This window comes from Curvibacter sp. EU05-FHT14A10 (genome assembly GCF_058791075.1).
In genome coordinates, this window is the sequence record NZ_JBYTDE010000001.1 from 280,504 (window position 1) to 298,335 (window position 17,832).

At 65.8% G+C, this 17,832-nt stretch carries 10 protein-coding genes and 1 pseudogene; 1 reads left to right on the forward strand and 10 read right to left on the reverse strand.

The window, feature by feature from the left end; all coding sequences use genetic code 11:
* The first annotated feature begins 315 nt into the window (after positions 1-315).
* A complete protein-coding gene (locus AC3WUT_RS01235) occupies positions 316-4,425 on the forward strand; it encodes a prealbumin-like fold domain-containing protein (protein ID WP_492345238.1) in 4,110 nt (1,369 codons plus the stop codon).
* A gap of 85 nt (positions 4,426-4,510) precedes the next feature.
* On the opposite strand, the gene AC3WUT_RS01240 is transcribed toward AC3WUT_RS01235, so the two are convergent.
* The 10 genes and pseudogenes from AC3WUT_RS01240 to mnmC1 all read right to left on the reverse strand — a co-directional run bounded on the left by AC3WUT_RS01240 (position 4,511) and on the right by mnmC1 (position 17,761).
* Positions 4,511-7,558: a hybrid sensor histidine kinase/response regulator gene (locus AC3WUT_RS01240; RefSeq protein WP_492345239.1), complete on the reverse strand. Its 3,048-nt coding sequence runs from the start codon at positions 7,556-7,558 to the stop codon at positions 4,511-4,513.
* A gap of 473 nt (positions 7,559-8,031) precedes the next feature.
* Positions 8,032-9,105 (reverse strand): NAD(P)/FAD-dependent oxidoreductase, encoded by a 1,074-nt coding sequence (locus tag AC3WUT_RS01245; protein ID WP_492345240.1) that lies wholly within the window; start codon positions 9,103-9,105, stop codon positions 8,032-8,034.
* Between the two features lie 38 nt (positions 9,106-9,143).
* Positions 9,144-9,473, reverse strand: a complete 330-nt coding sequence (fdxA, locus tag AC3WUT_RS01250; protein ID WP_492345241.1) for a ferredoxin FdxA — start codon at positions 9,471-9,473, stop codon at positions 9,144-9,146.
* 150 nt (positions 9,474-9,623) lie between these two features.
* Positions 9,624-10,925: a sulfate adenylyltransferase subunit 1 gene (locus AC3WUT_RS01255; protein WP_492345242.1), complete on the reverse strand. Its 1,302-nt coding sequence runs from the start codon at positions 10,923-10,925 to the stop codon at positions 9,624-9,626.
* Positions 10,925-11,896 carry a sulfate adenylyltransferase subunit CysD gene (gene cysD / locus AC3WUT_RS01260; protein ID WP_492345243.1) on the reverse strand — a complete coding sequence of 324 codons (972 nt, stop codon included), beginning with the start codon at positions 11,894-11,896 and terminating at the stop codon, positions 10,925-10,927. Before cysD ends, AC3WUT_RS01255 begins: the two co-directional genes overlap by 1 nt.
* Before the next feature lie 197 nt (positions 11,897-12,093).
* Positions 12,094-12,828: pseudogene (locus tag AC3WUT_RS01265) on the reverse strand (phosphoadenylyl-sulfate reductase); the annotation flags it as partial.
* Between the two features lie 46 nt (positions 12,829-12,874).
* The gene (locus tag AC3WUT_RS01270) at positions 12,875-13,258 is read right to left on the reverse strand and encodes a DUF934 domain-containing protein (protein WP_492345244.1); all 384 of its coding nucleotides are present in this window, start codon (positions 13,256-13,258) and stop codon (positions 12,875-12,877) included.
* A gap of 25 nt (positions 13,259-13,283) precedes the next feature.
* Positions 13,284-15,071: a nitrite/sulfite reductase gene (locus tag AC3WUT_RS01275; RefSeq protein WP_492345245.1), complete on the reverse strand. Its 1,788-nt coding sequence runs from the start codon at positions 15,069-15,071 to the stop codon at positions 13,284-13,286.
* A gap of 21 nt (positions 15,072-15,092) precedes the next feature.
* A complete protein-coding gene (locus tag AC3WUT_RS01280) occupies positions 15,093-15,884 on the reverse strand; it encodes a sulfite exporter TauE/SafE family protein (RefSeq protein ID WP_492345246.1) in 792 nt (263 codons plus the stop codon).
* Between the two features lie 140 nt (positions 15,885-16,024).
* A complete protein-coding gene (gene mnmC1, locus AC3WUT_RS01285) occupies positions 16,025-17,761 on the reverse strand; it encodes an FAD-dependent 5-carboxymethylaminomethyl-2-thiouridine(34) oxidoreductase MnmC1 (protein WP_492345247.1) in 1,737 nt (578 codons plus the stop codon).
* Positions 17,762-17,832 lie beyond the last annotated feature (71 nt).

The window sequence follows — 17,832 nt, forward strand, 5'->3', positions numbered from 1 at the left end:
TCCACCCAACCTCCTATCGTCGCCGTTCGGCTCGTGACTCGGGCTTCCTAGCGCCATATGCCGGTTCCGCATGACCGCCCGGGTATCGTGACCGCCGGGTGTCGAGGACGACTTGCGCTTGATTTCAAGATGTCGATGCGCGCGGAGCATGGAATGAAAAACAACTATGGCGGGCTTTTACTCGTCGCACTGGGTTTTGTATTCGGATCGACCAGTGCTTGGGCAAGCCGAACGACGGCGGGCGGGTGCGGGGCCTTCGATTCGGTAGGCTGGCGGTTGACAAACACCGGCCTTTCGATTCCTGACAATGCAGTGGTGGGGCAGTCTTTGGGGGTGGTCGCCACCGCTGATGTCGCGGTCTCCAATTCGGTCTATGCCTGCAACACGAGCAACGACGCGGGGGTCTTCAACATCGGATTGGTGGGGGCTTTCACCAATCAGTGGCCCGTGACCGGTGCCGACGGCTTGTGGGCCACTTCCACGCCGTACATCAATTTCAAGGTCACAGGCAATGGGGCCTCGATCCGGTCATTTGTCGGCAATGCGGCCAGCCCGCTGGGTGTCAGCATTTCAGCCGGCCAGGTTCCGCCGGTGTACAGCTTCAACGTGTCACAGGGGGTGATTCACTTCAGTGTGGAGGCCGTGGTGGGGGCCATCGGCAAGCCACCTGCCGGAACCACGATTTCGACCGGCTATTTGCCTGAGGCCAGCTACCTACTGGGCTTGTTGGGGGCTGGCGATGTGCTGACCTACAACGACGTGGTGAAGGTGGTCGGCACGGCCGACAGCTCCACCAGCATCCCGATTCTGAGTCAACCGACCCCCTCGGCTCCCAGCCTGTGGTTGGGCAAAAACCTTTTCAGCGCCTTGCAGGTCGGGGTGCCTGTCCAGTACCAGATCGACGTCATGAACGACGGACCAGGTGCCTCGGGTGCGACGGTGGATGTGTATGACCAGTTGCCGCCCAACGTGGCCTATGTTTCGGCCAGCAATGCGGCCTGCGCCGTGATCGCCGGCCAAGTCAGCACGGGTCAGCTGCTGAAGTGCACGGTCAGTGGCAGCATCGCGGCCAAAGCCGGCAGCACATTCAAAGTGACCGTCACGCCGCAGGCTGCGGCCTTGGGGCAGGCCCTTAAGAACACGGCTGCAGCCGATTCATCGGGCGCCAATGCCGTGCTCAGCCCGACAAGCTATTGCGTGGCCAATGGCAACCCCAAAGGTTGTGCCATCACCGTGCCAGCCACCGTGTCTGCGGGCACAGCGCCTCCGACGCCAGCACCGTCATCTACTTTCCAGTACACGGTGCCGGCGGGCATCTACCAGATCAGTGCCTCTTTGACGGGGGGGGGCGGCGGCGCCGGGGGAAATGACGGGACCACGCTGGGGGTTTCGGGTGGGGTTGGCGGCAAAGTCACAGCGCTCATCAACGTGATGCCCGGGCAGGTCTTTTCGGGCGTGGTCGGTGGTGCCGGCGGTGTCGGGGCTTCGTCCAGCCTGGTGGCGGCGGGCGGGGCCGGCGGTGTTGGCGGCTGGGTGGGCGTGGGGGTCGCTGCTGGGGCTGGCGGAACGGGCGGTGGTGTCGGGACGTCTGGCGGTGGCGGCGGCGGCGGCGGGGCTTCCAGCCTGACCCTGGCTTCGCCGGCCGGTCCCACTGTGCTGGTCGCCGGTGGGGGTGGCGGGGCGCAGGGAGCGGCATACCTGAGCACGGCGTGGGTCGGCGGCGCTGGCAGTGCCCCGGCTTTGGCCACTGCGGCCAGTTGTTCCATCCTCCCCGGCACCGCGGGGCAATCCCTCGGAAGCACTCTGGATGGCGGTGGCGGCGGTGGCGGAGGGTCCGGGGCGGTGGCGGGTCTTGGGGGGACGGGGCACCGGGATCGCACAGCCGAGGGCACTCAATCGTCTGCCGGAGCCTCGTGCTACAGCACGGCCAGTGGGCAGTTTTATGGCGCTCCGGCGCTGGCCGCCGGTGCCAACGCTGGCCAGGCTGGGGCCTGGGCAATCACACCGTTGCCAGCGCTGCTCAGCATGAGCAAGGCCACGACCGGCTTGATGGGCGGTGTTCGCGGGGTTTACACGCTGACCATCAGCAACAGCGGTACCGGCGGCAGCAATCCGACGCTGACTTTTTACGAGCAACTGCCCCCCAAGATGGCCTACGCCGGGGCGGTGGCAAACCCCGGCGGCACGGTGAACCTGCTGAGCGCACCGGTGTGCACGGTGCTCAACGGCACGAGCTTGGACACGGGCCTGTTGCTAGCCTGCTCGGTGCAACTGCCGCCAGGAGGGGTTCCCGCAGGGGGCAATGTGCAAATTGATTTGCAGGTCACGCCGGCGGAAGTGTTGATCGGCCAGGCCGTGACCAACAAGGCCCAAATCGATCCCAGCAGCCAGAACGCCGCCCAGAACCCAGTGGCTTGCACGGCGACCAACAACCCTGCTGGGTGCGCGGTGTTGGCTCACACGGTCACTGCGCCTCCTTTGAGTTTGAGCAAGACCAATCCCGGTCGCCTGATCGTGGGCTTGCCAGCGGTCTATTCGCTGTTGCTCAGCAACGGGGCGGGCAGTCGGCCTACCGTGAACAACCTGGTGGTGTACGACCAGTTGCCGCCGAACTTTCAATTCAACACGGCCTCGCCTGCCAGCACGGGGACAGTCACCCCGAGTGCGGTGAGTTGCGCGGCCAGCGGGGCTCTGAACACCGGGCAGCTGTTGACCTGCTCCATCACCTTGCCAGCCGGAGGCCTGCCCGCGGGCACGGGCACCGCCGGTTTCAGCATCAGCGCCACTCCCCTGCTGGCGGCCAACGGCGTGCCAGCCGTCAACAAGGCCGCCGTCGACCCTGTGGGGGGCAATGCTGTGCAGACGCCGAGCAATTGCATTACGGCTCACACCCCCCTGGGTTGCGCGGTCACGCCGGCTTTGTCGCCCTTGCCACTCAGCTTGCAACTCACGGTGGCCAACGGCGGCGTCGGAAGCTACAGCGTCTCAGGCAACAATGGCTGGGGGGCGCAGAGCCTGAGTGTGGTGAGCGCAGGCACCTCTGTCAGCGGTGCTCCGCAGGGGCTCAATCAGGTGGGCGTGGTCACTCGTTTGACCGAGACCGTGCCGGCCGGCTGGGCGTTGGTCAGCGCCAGTTGTGTCGACCTGAATGCGGCCAACTCGGGGAACCCGGCCAGCCTGATCAGTGTGCCCGTCAGTGCCGGCAACGGCTTCGAGTTGCCCGCTTCGGTGGTTCGCTTGGGCGCCACCTTGGTGTGTGTGCTTTCCCACCAGGCGATTGGCTACAGCCTGAGTGGCCAGGTGCTGCTGGACAACGGGGTAGGGACGGGCGGCGTGGCGCACGATGGTGTGCAAAACGGCAACGAGGCCGGCCAAAGCGGTGTGGTGTTGCAACTCACAGACTGCGGCAAGACCGTGTATGCCAGTGCCATCACCGACGGGGCTGGCCTGTTCGCCCTGGGCACCAGTGCGGCGCCAGCGGGCCCGGTGTGTGTGACACAGACGCTGCCGGCAGGCTATGTGAGTGTCAGCGCTCAGGTGGGTAACACGGGGGGCAGCTACAACCCAGCGACCCAGACCTTGCGTTTCACGCTGGTGGCGAACACCAGCTACAGCGGTGTGCTGTTCGGTGAGGTGGCCATGAGCCAGTTGCTGGGAGAGGGCGCCCAGCAACTGGTGCCGGGGCAGAGTGTGTTCTATGCCCATCACTATGTGGCGGGCAGCACGGCCAGTGTGGCGTTCTCCAGCAGCGATCAACCCAGCGACAGCACTGACCGCTGGAGCAGCCTGATCTACAGCGACAGCAATTGCAACGGTCGGCTCGATGCGGGCGATTCGGTGCTGGCCGGGGCCGTCAGCGTGCAGGCGGGGCAGCAGCTTTGCCTGCTGCTCAAGGTCAACAGCCCGGCGGGTCTGGGGGTGGGGGCGCGCAACCTCAGCACGCTGCAGGCCCTGGAGACCTACCAGCCGGCGCCGGTTTGGGGCGCCCTGGTGAACCGGCTCAGCTGCTTGGATGTGAGCACGATCGGCACGGCCCAGGGAGGAACGTTGAGCCTGCTCAAGCAGGTTCGGCGCGTGGCCAGTTGCCCGAGCACGGCGGCCGACACCCAGCCCTTTGCCACGGTGAACCAGGCGCAGCCAGGCCAGTACGTTGAGTACCAGGTGGTGTACAGCAACAACTCGGCCGGGCCGCTGACGTCCATCCGCCTGTCTGACTCGGTGCCGGCCTACACGGTTTACCGTTCGGCTGGCTGCGGCACGGTGCCCTCTGGTTTGCAGGCCTGCAAGCTGACGCAGCAGCCGGCGCCAGGCGGGACCGGTGCCCTGCAATGGGACCTGAGTGATGCGCCGGCCAGCGCCCTGGCAGTCGGCCTGCAGCCAGGAAGCAGCGGGTCAGTGATGTTCTGCGTGCAGATCCAGAGCTGAACTCCGGTGCTGCCGTGCCTGGTGCTCACGCTTGACCCAGGCCGAACCCAGCCGAACCGCTTTGCTGGCCGTCTAGAGGACGGTGTCATGAGCCCTGCAATTGCAACTGGCCGCTGAGCTGGCGTAGTTCATTCAAGGCCTTGGCAAATTCGCCGGCCTCGATCAACGAGGCCACCCGTTTGAACGCGCTGGCATTGGGGTGGTCATGCAGCAGATGGGCAATCGGGCGGGCCAGGCTGGCCGCATGGGTGTCACGCTCGGACAGCAGGGTTTCAAGTTCGGCCCACAGGGGGCTCACGAGGTTTCGCAGCGCCTGGCTGAGCGGGCTTCGCACAGTCATGCTATTTGCGACACCGGCCGGTCTGCCTTGGCCCGCATGGCGGCCCCAGCGTGCCGCCATGCTGACCAGCAGCACGGGGTCAATGGGTTTGCTCAGGTGGTCATTCATGCCGGCCCGCAGGCAGGCCTGCTTGTCACTGGGCAAGGCGCTGGAGGTCATGGCCACAATGGGCAGATCAGCAAAACGGGGGTCGGCTCGCAGCCGGCGGGTGGCTTCAAGACCGTCCATTTGCGGCATCTTCCAATCCATCAACACCAGATCGCAGGGCATTTGATGCAGTTGGTCCAGTGCTTGTTGGCCATTGGCGGCCGTGCTGACCACGGCGCCGGCCTCGGTCAGCAGGGTGGTCGCCAGCTCTTGGTTGACATCGTTGTCCTCCACCACCAGCACGCGAAGCCCCGCCAAGGGCAGAGGCTGGTGTTCGGTGGGCGGGCAGGCCACGCCTTGCGGCGAGGGCATTGCAGACCGTTGCAACTCATGCAAAGCCTGGTGCAGTGCATCCTGGACCGATCTCGGACTGACCGGCTTCTCCAGGACCGCGGCCAGCTTCATGCCTCGGGCCGCCTCCAAAAGGTCATCTCGGCTGTGGGCCGTGACCATGATGACGGACAACGGCGGCCCTTTGTCAGCCGATTGCTGCATTCGGCGCACGGTCTCGAGTCCGTCCATGTCGGGCATCTGCCAGTCCATGAGCACCAGGTGGTAAGGCTCACCCCGGTTCCGGGCGTTCTGCAGTTCGGCCAAGGCTTGCTGGCCATTGGTGACGGCATGGACCTGAGGGTGCAGGGAGCCGAGGATGCTGACCAGCACCTCCCGAGAGCCAGGTTCGTCGTCGGCGATCAGCACCCGCAGGTCCTGCAGCCGGGGCGGTGGAGGGAGGTGAGGGCTGCCCACGCTGGGTACACCCAGCCTGCAGGTGAAGACAAACCGAGTCCCTTGCCCTGGTTCGCTTTCCACCCACACCTGCCCTTGCATGATCTCGATCAGGTGGCGCGAGATGGCCAGGCCCAGGCCGGTGCCCAAGGGGGAGCGGACCGGTGCAGCGTCGACTTGGACCAGCGCTGAAAACAGGCCGGCAATCTGCTCGGGTGTCAGGCCCAGGCTGGTATCGCGCACCTCGAAACGCAGCAGTGCCTGGGTGTCGTCCTTGTCCAGGCAATCGACGCGAACTCGGATTTCGCCCTCTTCCGTGAATTTCAGGGCGCTGCCCACCAGGTTCAGCAGGACCTGCCCCAGACGCATCTGATCACCCACCAGGGTCGGGGGCACCTCGGGGCTGACCTCGAAACGCAGGCCCAGGCCTTTTTCGTCGGCCTCCAGCACGGTCTGGCTGGTCAGCGTGTCCAGCGCCTCGCACAGCAAAAAGGGGCGGTGTTCGAAGGAGAGCTTGCCGGTCTCGATCCTGGAGAAATCGAGCACGTCATTGATGACCCGCATCAAACTGCGCGAAGCGGCCACCACGCGGTTCAGGTGATGACGGGCCCGTTCGGGCAGGTCGGTGCGCAGGGCCAGTCCGGTCATGCCCATGATGACGTTCATGGGGGTGCGAATCTCGTGGCTCATGCCGGCCAGAAAATCGTCACGACTGCGGTGGGCGGCCTCGGCGGCGGCCATGGCGTCGCGCAGGGCCTTCTCGGCCTGCAACTGTTCGGTGACGTCGATGCCGAACGAGATCTCAGCCACATCGCCATCCTCAACGTGCATGACGTCCTGAGGCAAGGGTTCGGTGAAACGCCAGATGATGCGCCGCCGCTCGCCACTGAGGTGGGTGATGTCGTAAGTGCGTTCCTGCACGGCATTGCGCTGATCGGACCCGATGTCGTCCAGGCGCAGTTCGGGGTTCAGGCGGGCCTGGATGGCGGACCACTCCAGACCCAATACTTCGCCGCGCTGGTAACCGCTGGCACGGGCCGCTGCGTCGTTGAACAGGGTGATGTGGCCTTGAGGATCGACCCCCACCACGATGATGTCGGCCGACTCGATCAGCTTTTCCAGCAACTCGCGTGCGTGGCGGGACCGGGCCTCTGATTTGCCCAGAGCCTCCATCTGCTGGTGCAGCTTCGCCGCCATGGCGTAAAGGGCCGTCAGCAACTGCCCGGGCTCATCGTGGTACCCCTGGCATTCGGGGGTGGGCTGCCAGTCGCCGGCGGCCACACGTTGCGCCACCTCCACAGCCTTGGCCAGCGGGCCGGCAATGCTGCGCCGAATCAGGTGGGCCAGACCGATGGCTGCCAACAGCGACAGGGCCAGCACCCCCAGCAGCCACAGGGTTTCTGAAGTGACACGTTGGGCCACCCACTCTTCTTCCCGGGCACTGTGGGCTTCGGCGGCCGGGATCGTCATGTCCACGGCATGACGATGTTGCTCATACAGGGCGTTGAGCTTGGCAAGAGAGGCCTTGTGGGCCTGAGGGGCGTGGTTTTCCAGGCTGGGCAGGTAGTGTTGCCACACCTCGTCAAAAAATGCGTCTGCGGCAAAGTTCAGCTCGTCCAGCATCGTGCTGGGCAGTCCCAGATCGGCAAGGCGTTCCTGCCAATGGGCATGGCGCTGCCGGTACTGGGTCTCCAGATACCTCAAACGCTGCACCAGATCCGAAGAGGGGCTTGAATCGGCTGCACGCTCCAGTTGCAAGCACAGCAAATACGATTCAACAATATAAAGCGGTGGCGGCAGCAGATCGGAGACCAGGTCTTTTGATTCTCCGATGCGGTGAAAGACCTCCCCGCCCACTTTGATTTCATGCAGTGTCTTGAACGACCAGAGTCCGAAAATGGAAAAACTGATTGTGAACATGACAATCAGCAGGTACAGGCGTCGAGATAAATTCAAAGACCGAAGCATGAAAAATTCCATTCTGGATTGAGAGGGTCTTGAATGCCGAGCTTGAAGCGGGTTCTGGTCAGTAAAGCGCTCGATCCTCTATTTATTGGCTTGATTTGTCAATAAATGTCCCAGTCGCTGGCACTCAGGCGACCCATTGGCAATGGCCTATGCTGCCTGCCTGGGCTGGATATTCAAGCCCTTGAACTGTTAATTTATGCAAGTTCAAATGTTTTTAATAAACAATTAAATGCGTCGATGGTCAGGGGCATTTAAAAAAATGAGACATTCATGCGCTCTTTCGCGATGAAAGAGACAGGAAGATCGCCTGAAGAACAAATATGAGATCCGTGAATCTGGATCTGCTGTGCGTTCATCTGCGCTGCCGATGCCGTGGTGCCCTCTGGGGCCGGGCCCCGGACCACAGGGTGTCTGGCGTGGCCGCGTCAGTGCGTCACGCCCAGGCGCTGTTGCAGCAGGGTGCTGGTGGTGGTGTATTGCAGGCGCACCGGCTGCTCCGGGTGCACCAGGGCCACGGCGGCAAAAGCTGCCAGGGTGGCTTCATGGAAGCCACACAGAATCAGCTTGCGCTTGCCTGGGTATTGGTTGATGTCGCCCACCGCAAACAGCCCGGCCTCGGCCGTGCTGAAGGTGGCCGGGTCGACGGGCAGCAGCTTGCGCTCCATGGCCAGGCCCCACTGGGCCAGCGGGCCCAGGCGAGGTGACAGGCCCAGGTAGGCCTGAAGACTGTCCAGAGGCAGGGTGTGCTCGGTGTCGTCATCGGTGGCGATCAGCAGCCCTGTCAGGCGCTCACCCTGCGGCGTGGCATGGGTTTGCACCCCAATGGGCTGGCCTAGCTGCACGCGCAGCAGGCCGGCCTGACGCAGCTGTTGCAGGGTTTGCAGCAGGGCTGGTTCAGCGTCAAAAACATCTTTGCGATGCAACAGCGTCACCTGACGCGGGCCAGAGGCCCCAGCCTGTCCAGCGGCGGCCAGCGTGATTGCCGCCTGCACGGCCGATGCATCGCCCCCCGTCACGACCACCCGTTGTCCCGCCAGGGGGGCGGCGTCGGGCGTCTGGTTGTAGTGCACCTGGGTACCTTCAAAGGTCGCCAATCCTTCAACCCGCAGGGTCCGGGGCACAAAAGCGCCGACGCCGGCGGCAACGAACGCCGTGCGGGCCAAAAAGCGCTGGCCCCGGGTGGTGTCGGCCAGCCAGCGGCCGTCGACCTGCCGTTGCAGGCTGCAGACTTCCTGGTTGAAATGGAAACCTGGTGCAAAGGGGCGCAACTGGGCCAGCAACTGGGCCGCCAGTTCACGACCGGTGCAGCGCGGGATGCCCGGAATGTCGTAGATCGGCTTGTCGGGGTACAGCGCGACGCACTGCCCCCCAGCTTCGGGCAGGGTGTCCACCACCTGGGCGCGAAGGCCCTGCAGGCCCAGTTGAAAGGCCTGGAACAGCCCGACCGGGCCCGCCCCAATCACCAGGGCATCGGTTTCGATGGGGAGGGCAGGGCTCATGGGCTGCGGCGGCTCCGTGGGGCTGGTGCCCCGCCGGATCAGCGGATCAGGTCAGCCAGCTTGCCGGGCTTGTTGTTCCAGGCGTCGGCGTCAGGCAAGGCCGGCTTGCGCTTGGTGATGCTCTTCCAGCCATCGGCCTGGGCCAGTTCGGCATTGAGCTTGATGAAGGCGATCTGATCCGAAGGGGTGTCTTCTTCTGCAAAGATGGCGTTGGCCGGGCATTCCGGGATGCAGACGGCGCAATCGATGCACTCGTCCGGATCGATGACGAGCATGTTCGGGCCTTCGCGGAAGCAGTCCACGGGGCACACATCCACGCAATCGGTGAATTTGCACTTGATGCAGTTTTCGGTAACGACGTGAGTCATGAGGGGCTCTGTTCGGTGGGGTGGGCATCCCGGATGCTGCCGCGCATCGGCTCAGCATTCGGAAAAACCCTGGATTTTAGGGATTTTCACAAGCCCTGCCGGCATGTGGGGCCCACATGCCGGCGTCAAGGGCATATTTTTTGCGTCGGATCAAGCGTTCACGAGCACCGCAGCCGCGGTTTTGTTGCTCGCGGTGTCCACCAGGATCAGGGAGCCGAGGGCCCGCGCCTGGGCAAAGGGCAGGGTGGCCACGGCCTCTTGCAGCGCCAGTTCGATGTGCCCGATGCTGTTGGGGGGCAACTCGGTGGCGTCTTCCTCGGCCAGGGTGTTGATGTCGAGCTTGTGCACGATGCGGCTCACCTTGGCCTTGACCCAGCGGTGCCCGTGCAGTGCCCAGTAGACACGGCCAGGCACCAGCGGCTCGTCGTCCAGCCACGACACGGTGGCCTTCAGGCTGCGCTGGGCTTCGATCTGGCCTGGAGCCAGCAACCAGTCGCCGCGCGACACGTCGACCTCGCGGTCCAGCACGATGCCCGCGCTGTGACCGGCTTCGATGTCACCTGGGCGGCGGGCGTGGTCCAGCACCTGGGCCACCGTGGCACTCTGCCCGCTGGGCAGCACGGTGATGGCCTGGCCGGGCTTCACGCTGCCGGCAGCCACACGGCCCCAGAACACGCGGCGGCCCTGGCTGGTGTCGGACGAGGACGAGAACTTTTCGACCCACTGCACCGGGAAGGCAAACGGCTGCTCGACGTCGGCGTGGGTGATGGGCAATTGCTCCAGCAACTGCAGCAGGCTGGGGCCCTGGTAGCCGCACCAGTCGGCTTGGGCATCGACCACGTTCCAACCCTTGAGGGCCGACACCGGGATGGTGGCGCGCACGGTGATGCCCGCCGCGGCTGCGAACTTGTGCAGGGCCGCACCGATGTGCTGGAAGGCCAAGGCTGGGTCTTCCACGGCATCGAGCTTGTTCACGGCAAACACCAGCGAGGTCACGCGCAGCAGATTCACCAGCAGCGAGTGGCGGCGCGTCTGCACCAGCAGTTCGAGCTCCGGGTTCTTCCAGTCCAGCTTGGTGGCATCCACCAGCACCACGGCGGCATCGGCGCTGCTGGCGGCGGTCACCATGTTGCGGGTGTACTGCTCGTGGCCAGGCGCATCGCCAATGATGAACTTGCGGCTTTCGGTGGCGAAGTAGCGGTAGGCCACATCGATGGTGATGCCTTGTTCGCGCTCGGCCGACAGACCGTCGGTCAGCAGGGCCAAGTCGGTTTCGCCTTGGCGCTGCACACCGGCCAGGTGGTCTTGCAGCACGGCCTTGCTGTCCACCAGCAGGCGCCCGATCAGGGTGCTCTTGCCATCATCGACCGAGCCGCAGGTGATGAAACGCAGGGCGGGGCGCAGCTCGGTGCTGCTCACGGGGGCGGTGGGGTTCAATTCAGTCGTGCTCATCAGAAGTAACCGTCCTTCTTGCGTTTTTCCATCGAGGCGTCAGAGGTCTTGTCGTCCATGCGGGTGGCGCCGCGCTCGCTCACGTCGGCGGCCAGGGTTTCGATCACGATGTCGGCCGGGGTGGCGGCCGTGCTCTCCACCGGGCAGGTGCAGGTGATGTCGCCCACGGTGCGGAAGCGCACGTCGCGCAACTGCACCTCTTCGCCGTCCTTGGCAGGGGTCAGCTCGGTCACCGGCACCAGCAGGCCACGGCGGTCCACCACCGGGCGCTGGTGGGTGTAATACAGCGAGGGCAGGGCGATCTGCTCACGGTCGATGTACTGCCACACGTCCAGCTCGGTCCAGTTGCTGATCGGGAAGACCCGGAAGTGCTCGCCCGGGGCCAGGCGGGTGTTGAACAGGGTCCACAGTTCGGGGCGCTGGGCCTTGGGTTGCCATTGGCCGAAGCTGTCGCGGTGCGAGAAGATGCGTTCCTTGGCGCGTGCCTTCTCTTCGTCGCGGCGGGCGCCACCGATCAGGGCGTCAAAGCGGAATTCTTCAATCGCTTCCAGCAGGGTGACCGACTGGTGCACGTTGCGCGACTCGCCCGGGTGGGCCAGGCGCACGGTGCCGCGCTTCATCGAATCCTCGACGTTGCGCACGATCAACTCGGCGCCCAGTTCCTGGGCCCGGAAGTCGCGGAAAGCCGTCACCTCGGGGAAGTTGTGGCCGGTGTCGATCATCAACAACGGGTAGGGGATGCGGCCCGCGCCAAAGGCCTTTTCGGCGCATTTGAGCATCACCAGCGAGTCCTTGCCGCCCGAAAACAGCAGGGCGGGGCGTTCGAAGGCGGCGGCCACCTCGCGCAGGATGAAGATGGTCTCTTCTTCCAGCGCGTCCAGGTGGGCGTTGCTGAGGTGGCTGAGGTTCTGGGTGCCGTTGACGGTCATGTTCTGAGGCTCAAGCAATTGGGGATCGGTTCGGGTGTTCATGCGTTCACCGGGCGGATGGGGATGATGCTGGAGGCGGGCGCATCGTCTTCCTTGGCAACGTGCAAGCCGCATTCCTTGGCCGACTCGTGTTGGCTCCGGCCGTTCGCTGGTGCGAACTTGACTTCGCTGCTCGCGAAGTCAGCCTGCGCCGAAACTTCGCCGGCACCGCTGCTGCTAGGCAGCAGCGACGATGCTGGCGCATCGTTGGAATCCGTCTTGACATGCAAGCCGCATTCCTTGGCCGACTCGTTTTCCCACCACCAGCGGCCCGAGCGGAAGTCTTCGCCCAGGGTGACGGCGCGGGTGCAGGGGGCGCAGCCGATGCTCGGGAAGAACTGGTCGTGCAGCGGGTTGTAGGGCACGGCGTTCAGCTCGATGAAGCGCCAAACATCGCCCAGGGTCCAGTTGGCCAGCGGGTTGACCTTGGCACGCTCGCCGCTGGTGTCGATGTCGGGTACTTCGGCGCGGGCATTGGATTGCTCGCGGCGCAGGCCGGTGATCCAGGCCTTCTTGCCTTCCAGGGCCTGGGCCAGGGGCACCATCTTGCGGATGTCGCAGCAGGCCTTGCGCAGTTCGATGCTCTTGTACATGGCGTCTTCGCCGTTGGCCGCCACAAAGGCGTCTGCAGCAGCGGCGTCGGGGCGGTAGACGTCAACGGTGTTGCCGTAGCGCGCCTCGATCTGCCCGATCAGGGCCAGGGTTTCGGCATGCAGCTTGCCCGTGTCCAGCACAAAGACGCTGACGCCTTCGGTTGTGAGCACGCCGGCCTGGTGCATCAACTCGGTGATCACCATGTCCTCCACCCCCAGGCTGGAGGCCTGGGTGATGGGCGTGTACTCGGCCACGGCGCGCTGCAGCAGCGCGATGCTGGCCTGCACCTTGGCCTCGAAGTCTTTCGAGGCGGTGTGGGCGTAAAGGGAAATGGCACTCATGGTCGCGGGGGGCTTTGTTTTGTAGGAGTGTTGAATGCCATCAGGCTCAGGCGGCCTGGCGTGCGAACAGCGGCTGGGTGTTCACCGCGTCGGCCTGGTAGAAGCCCGAGAAGCGGTCGAACTGGCGCTGGGCATCGGCGATGTCCACGCCGGCACGCAGCACGGCCACGTCAATGCCGCTGCGGCTCATCTGCACCAACTGGTCGATCAGCACGTCGCCGGTGGCGCGGATTTCGCCGGTGAAACCCAGGCGACGGCGCAACAGGTAGGCCTGGCTGTAGGCGCGGCCATCGGTGAACTTCGGAAAGTTCAGATCGACGCGGGTCACGCCATCCAGCGACAGGGTTTGGGGGTCAACGGTGTTGTCCAGCACCAGCACGCCGGCTTGGCCTTCCGCGCTGGTGTGGTCTTTGGCTTCAATGATCTTCATGGTCTGACTCGCAGGTGTTGGGGGCTCAGGCGGCCACGTGGGCGTGGGCCGGTACGGCGCGGGCGGCGTTGGCGGCAAGCTTGAACGGGTCATGGCCGACGCGGCGCAGCGTGGCGATGAAGGTTTCGCCGTTGACGCGCAGGTCGCGGTAGGTGCTGAGCACGGCTTCGACCACGTCCGGGACTTCGGCAGCCGAGAACGAAGGCCCCACCACCTTGCCGGGCATGGCCGTGCCGCTCAGCTCGGAACCGTCCGAGCCGCCCAGGGTCACCTGGTACCACTCCTTGCCGTCCTTGTCGACGCCCAGGATGCCGATGTGGCCGGTGTGGTGGTGACCGCAGGAGTTGATGCAGCCGCTGATGTGCAGGTCGATCTCACCGAGGTCGTCGAGTTCGTCCAGGTCCTGGTAGCGCTCGGTGATGGCTTCGGCCACCGGGATCGAGCGAGCGTTGGCCAGGGCGCAGAAGTCGCCGCCCGGGCAGGCGATCATGTCGGTCAGCAGGTGCACATTGGGGCTGGCAAAGCCGGCTGCACGCGCGGCGGTGTACAGCGCATGCAGTTCGCTGGCCGAGACCCAGGGCAGCAGCACGTTCTGGTCGTGCGTGACGCGGGCCTCGCCGGCGCTGAAACGATCCACCAGACCGGCCAGGGTGTCGAGCTGATCGGCATCGGCATCGCCCGGGGCCTGGCCGCGGCGCTTGAAGGACAGGGTCACCGCGCGCAGTGCCGGGTTCTTGTGCGGCGCCACGTTGCGCGCCAGCCAGCGGGCGAACATCGGGTCGGCATCGGCGGCGTGGCGCAACTGGGTGTCCACGGCTTCGGCGCTCACCACTGGGCGATCGGCCAGGCTCGGGGGCACGAAAGAGGCGGCCACGCGGTCGTACTCGGCCTGCGGGATGGTGTGGGCGCCGCCATCGTGCTCGACGATGGCCTTGAACTCGGCTTCCACGTCATCGAAATAGCGCTGGCCCTCGGCCTTCACCAAAATCTTGATGCGGGCCTTGTACATGTTGTCGCGGCGACCGTAGCGGTTGTAGACCCGCACCACGGCTTCGAGGTAGTTCATGATCTGGTTCCAGGGCAGGAACTCGCGGATCACGGTGCCGGGGATCGGGGTGCGGCCCATGCCGCCGCCCACCAGCACGCGAAAGCCGATCTCGCCGGCTTCGTTCTTGATCACGTGCAGGCCCACGTCGTGCCAGGCCGTGGCGGCGCGGTCTTCGCTGGCGCCGATGATGGCGATCTTGAACTTGCGCGGCAGGAAGGCGAACTCTGGGTGCAGCGTGCTCCACTGGCGCAGGATCTCGGCGAAGGCGCGCGGATCGGCCACTTCGTCCACCGCAATGCCGGCGCGTTCATCGCTGGTGATGTTGCGGATGCAGTTGCCGCTGGTCTGGATGCCGTGCATGTTCACGCTCGCCAGCAGGTCCATCACGTCGGCCGACTTGGACAGCGGGATCCAGTTGAACTGCACGTTCTGACGCGTGGTGAAGTGGGCGTAGTGGGTGGGCAGCTTGGCCGAACCCAGGGCACCCTGGATCTTCAGGGCCTCGGCGTACACGCCGGCTTCGGGTTCGTCGTACTCGCGGGCGATAGTGCCCAGCACGCGCAGCTGGGCGCTGGAGAGCTCACCATAAGGCACGGCCACCCGCAGCATGGGGGCGTAGCGCTGGACGTACCAGCCGTTTTGCAGGCGCAAGGGGCGGAACTCTTCGTCGGCCAGCTTGCCGGCCTGCCAGCGTTCGAGCTGGTCACGGTGCTGGGCAGCGCGCAGCTTGACGAACTGCTTGTCGAAGTCGGTGTATTGGTACATCGTGGGTCTACTTCTTGATTTTCAGAGGGCGATCAGTTTGCTGCCGGCATAGGCCAGCAGCAGCGATAGAACAGAGCGGATGAAACGCTCGGGCAATTTGTGGTTCAGGTGCGAGCCGATCCAGATGCCTGGGATGGAGCCCGCCAGCAGCTTGGCCAGCAGCAGCCAGTCGACCGTGCCCAGGCCCGCATGGCCCAGGCCGGCCACCAAGGTCAGCGGCACCGCATGGGCGATGTCGGCAGCCACGATGCGCTGCAGCGGCAGCGCCGGGTAGACCAGCATCAGCACCAGCACCCCGATGGCACCCGCGCCAACGGAGGTCAATGTTACCAAGCAGCCGATGACCGCGCCGAACAGCACCGGCAAGGCACCGTGCAGCGGTCGGGCCGGGTCTTTCAGTTGAGGGCCCGAGGCATGGCTGCCCTGGGTCTTGCCGAACAAGGCCTTGTACAGGGTGGCCACGGCGGTCAGCAGCAGGGCGGCACCCAGCGTGCTCGTCATGGCGTGTTGCACCGCCGCACTGGTCGCCCCGAAGTGATGCAGCAGAAACAGCGTGATCAGCGAGGCCGGCACGCTGCCGTAGGCCATGTGCAGGACCACCGGCCAGTCGATGGTGCGGCTGCGGGCCAGCTTGACCGACCCGCTGAACTTGGTGCCGGCCGCAAACAGCAGGTCGGTGCCGATGGCCAGGTGCGGCTTCATGCCGAAGAAAAAAATCAGGATCGGGGTCATCAGCGAGCCGCCACCCACCCCGGTCAGGCCCACGACCAGACCAACCGCCAAACCTGCCACGATGAAAGCCAATTCTTGCATGGGGCGGTATTGTGGTGAGGGCCCTTATGGACACAAACGATTTTTTAGTTCGCGCTTTATGCGGATAAGCTTATGCGCCTTATTTCATGCGGCCTGGCGAGGGATTGGACGCGTCATCTGGATATAGAAACCGGGCCCGATCATTCGTCGCCGGCAGGGGCTTGGCGCCCGGGTGCCGGGCGGCTGGCCAGCAGGGCGCGGGCCTGCGACAAGGGCACGGGCAGGGGGTCGCCCACCAGCTCGGAGGCCAGCAGTTCCCCGCACAACAGGCCCCAAGTGAGGCCGCGCGTGCCCAAGGCGGTGCACAGCCACAGGCCCGGGCGCCGGCCGGGGTCCACTGGGCCGACCAGGGGCAGGCGGTCAGGCGAGGTGCAGCGGATACCGGCCCAAGCCTGCAGGCGCCCGGCAGGCTCACCCAGACTGGCTGCCGTGGCCGGCAGCAGCGTGGCCAGCTTGCTCAGGTTGGTGGCGTGATCCTCGGGCTTGCAAGGGGTGGGCTCGCCCGCAGCTTGCGCGGGGTGCCCGCGGTCAAAGGTCGAGCCCGTGTGCCAGCTCAGGGCCCCATCGCCCGGCAGGTGCGGGATCAGGCTGCCCTGGCCGTTCACCGGCAGCGGGGGCAGTCGGTCGCTGTCGGCTTGCCGGGCGCTGGTCAACTGGCCGCGCAGGGCTTGCAGCGGCACCTGGGGTTCGGCCAGGGCCCGGCTGCCCGGACCGGCGGCCACCACCATCAAGGCGGCTTGGGCCAGCGGTCGGTCGGTCTCATCCAGGGCCTGCCAAAGGCCGGTGGCGCCATCGTGCTGCAGTCGGGCCACCCGGCTGTCCCCCTGCCAGCGGATGCGGCCTGATACGGGGGCCGTCAGCAGGGCCTGCACCAGGCGGGCCGGGCGCACCCAGCCGGCATGGCGATGCCAGGTGGCCGGCGCATCGGGGGGCAGGCCGGCGGCCTGCTTCAGGGCGGCGCTGGCCTCTTCGCTGCCGGTGGCTTCGCCATCGGCATCGGCGCGAGGGCCGGCCTTTCCATGCACCCGGTGCTCCAGCACGCCGCTGGGGGCCCAGTCTTGTCGTTCGGCCAGCAGGCGCAGGGCGGTTTGCCGGGTGATGCGCAGGCCGGTGCGGGTCAGGCGGGAGATGCGGTTGTCGTCAGGAGACACATGGGGCGAGAACAGGCCTGCCGGCAGGCCCGAAGCCCCGCCAGCGGGTTCGGAGCAGGCGTCGAGCACCGTCACCTGCCAGCCGCGTCGGGCCAAGGCATGCGCGGTGCCCAGGCCCGACAGGCCGCCACCGATGACCACCGCATCGCGTGCCGTGTCTCGCGGCCAGGGCGCCACCAGAGGGGGCGAGCGACGCGGCTCCCAGGCCGGCAGATAGCTCGCTTGCAGGCCCGAGGCCTCGCTGGACAACACAAAGCCCAGCCGCTTGAGCCCCTCGCGCAGCTCAGGGGTGTCTCGGTCGGCCCTCAACCGGGTGCCACGCCGGCACAGGCGGGCCAGGGCCTTGAGCAGGCCCTCGTCCCAGGGTTCGGGGTTGGTGGGGGCGGTGGTGGGGGGGGTGGGGTCGCACCAGCAGAGGCTGTCGGCCTCCAGTTGCAATTCGCGCAGGGTGTCGGGCAGGGGCCCCACACACAGGGTCAGTTCAAGCTGCCCCTCCTCGAAGCTCAGGCGATGAAAGCCCGGCGCCAGGCCCCACCATTGGGCGCACAACTGTTGCGCCTGCGGGCTGTTGTCGCCGGTGCGGGCCAGGTGTTGCTGCAGGCCTGCCAGATCGACGGGGCTGGGCTCGATGGCCACCACGTGCAGGTGGGCCGGGCGCCGAGGGTCCTGTCGCAAGGCTTGCCAGCGGGCCAGAAAAACCTCGCCCAGGCCAAAGCGGGTCTGCAATTCGACCCAACGGGGCTGGCCTTGCCAGCCCGGGGTGTCATCAGGAGGGAGGGGGGAGCGGTCGGAAATGG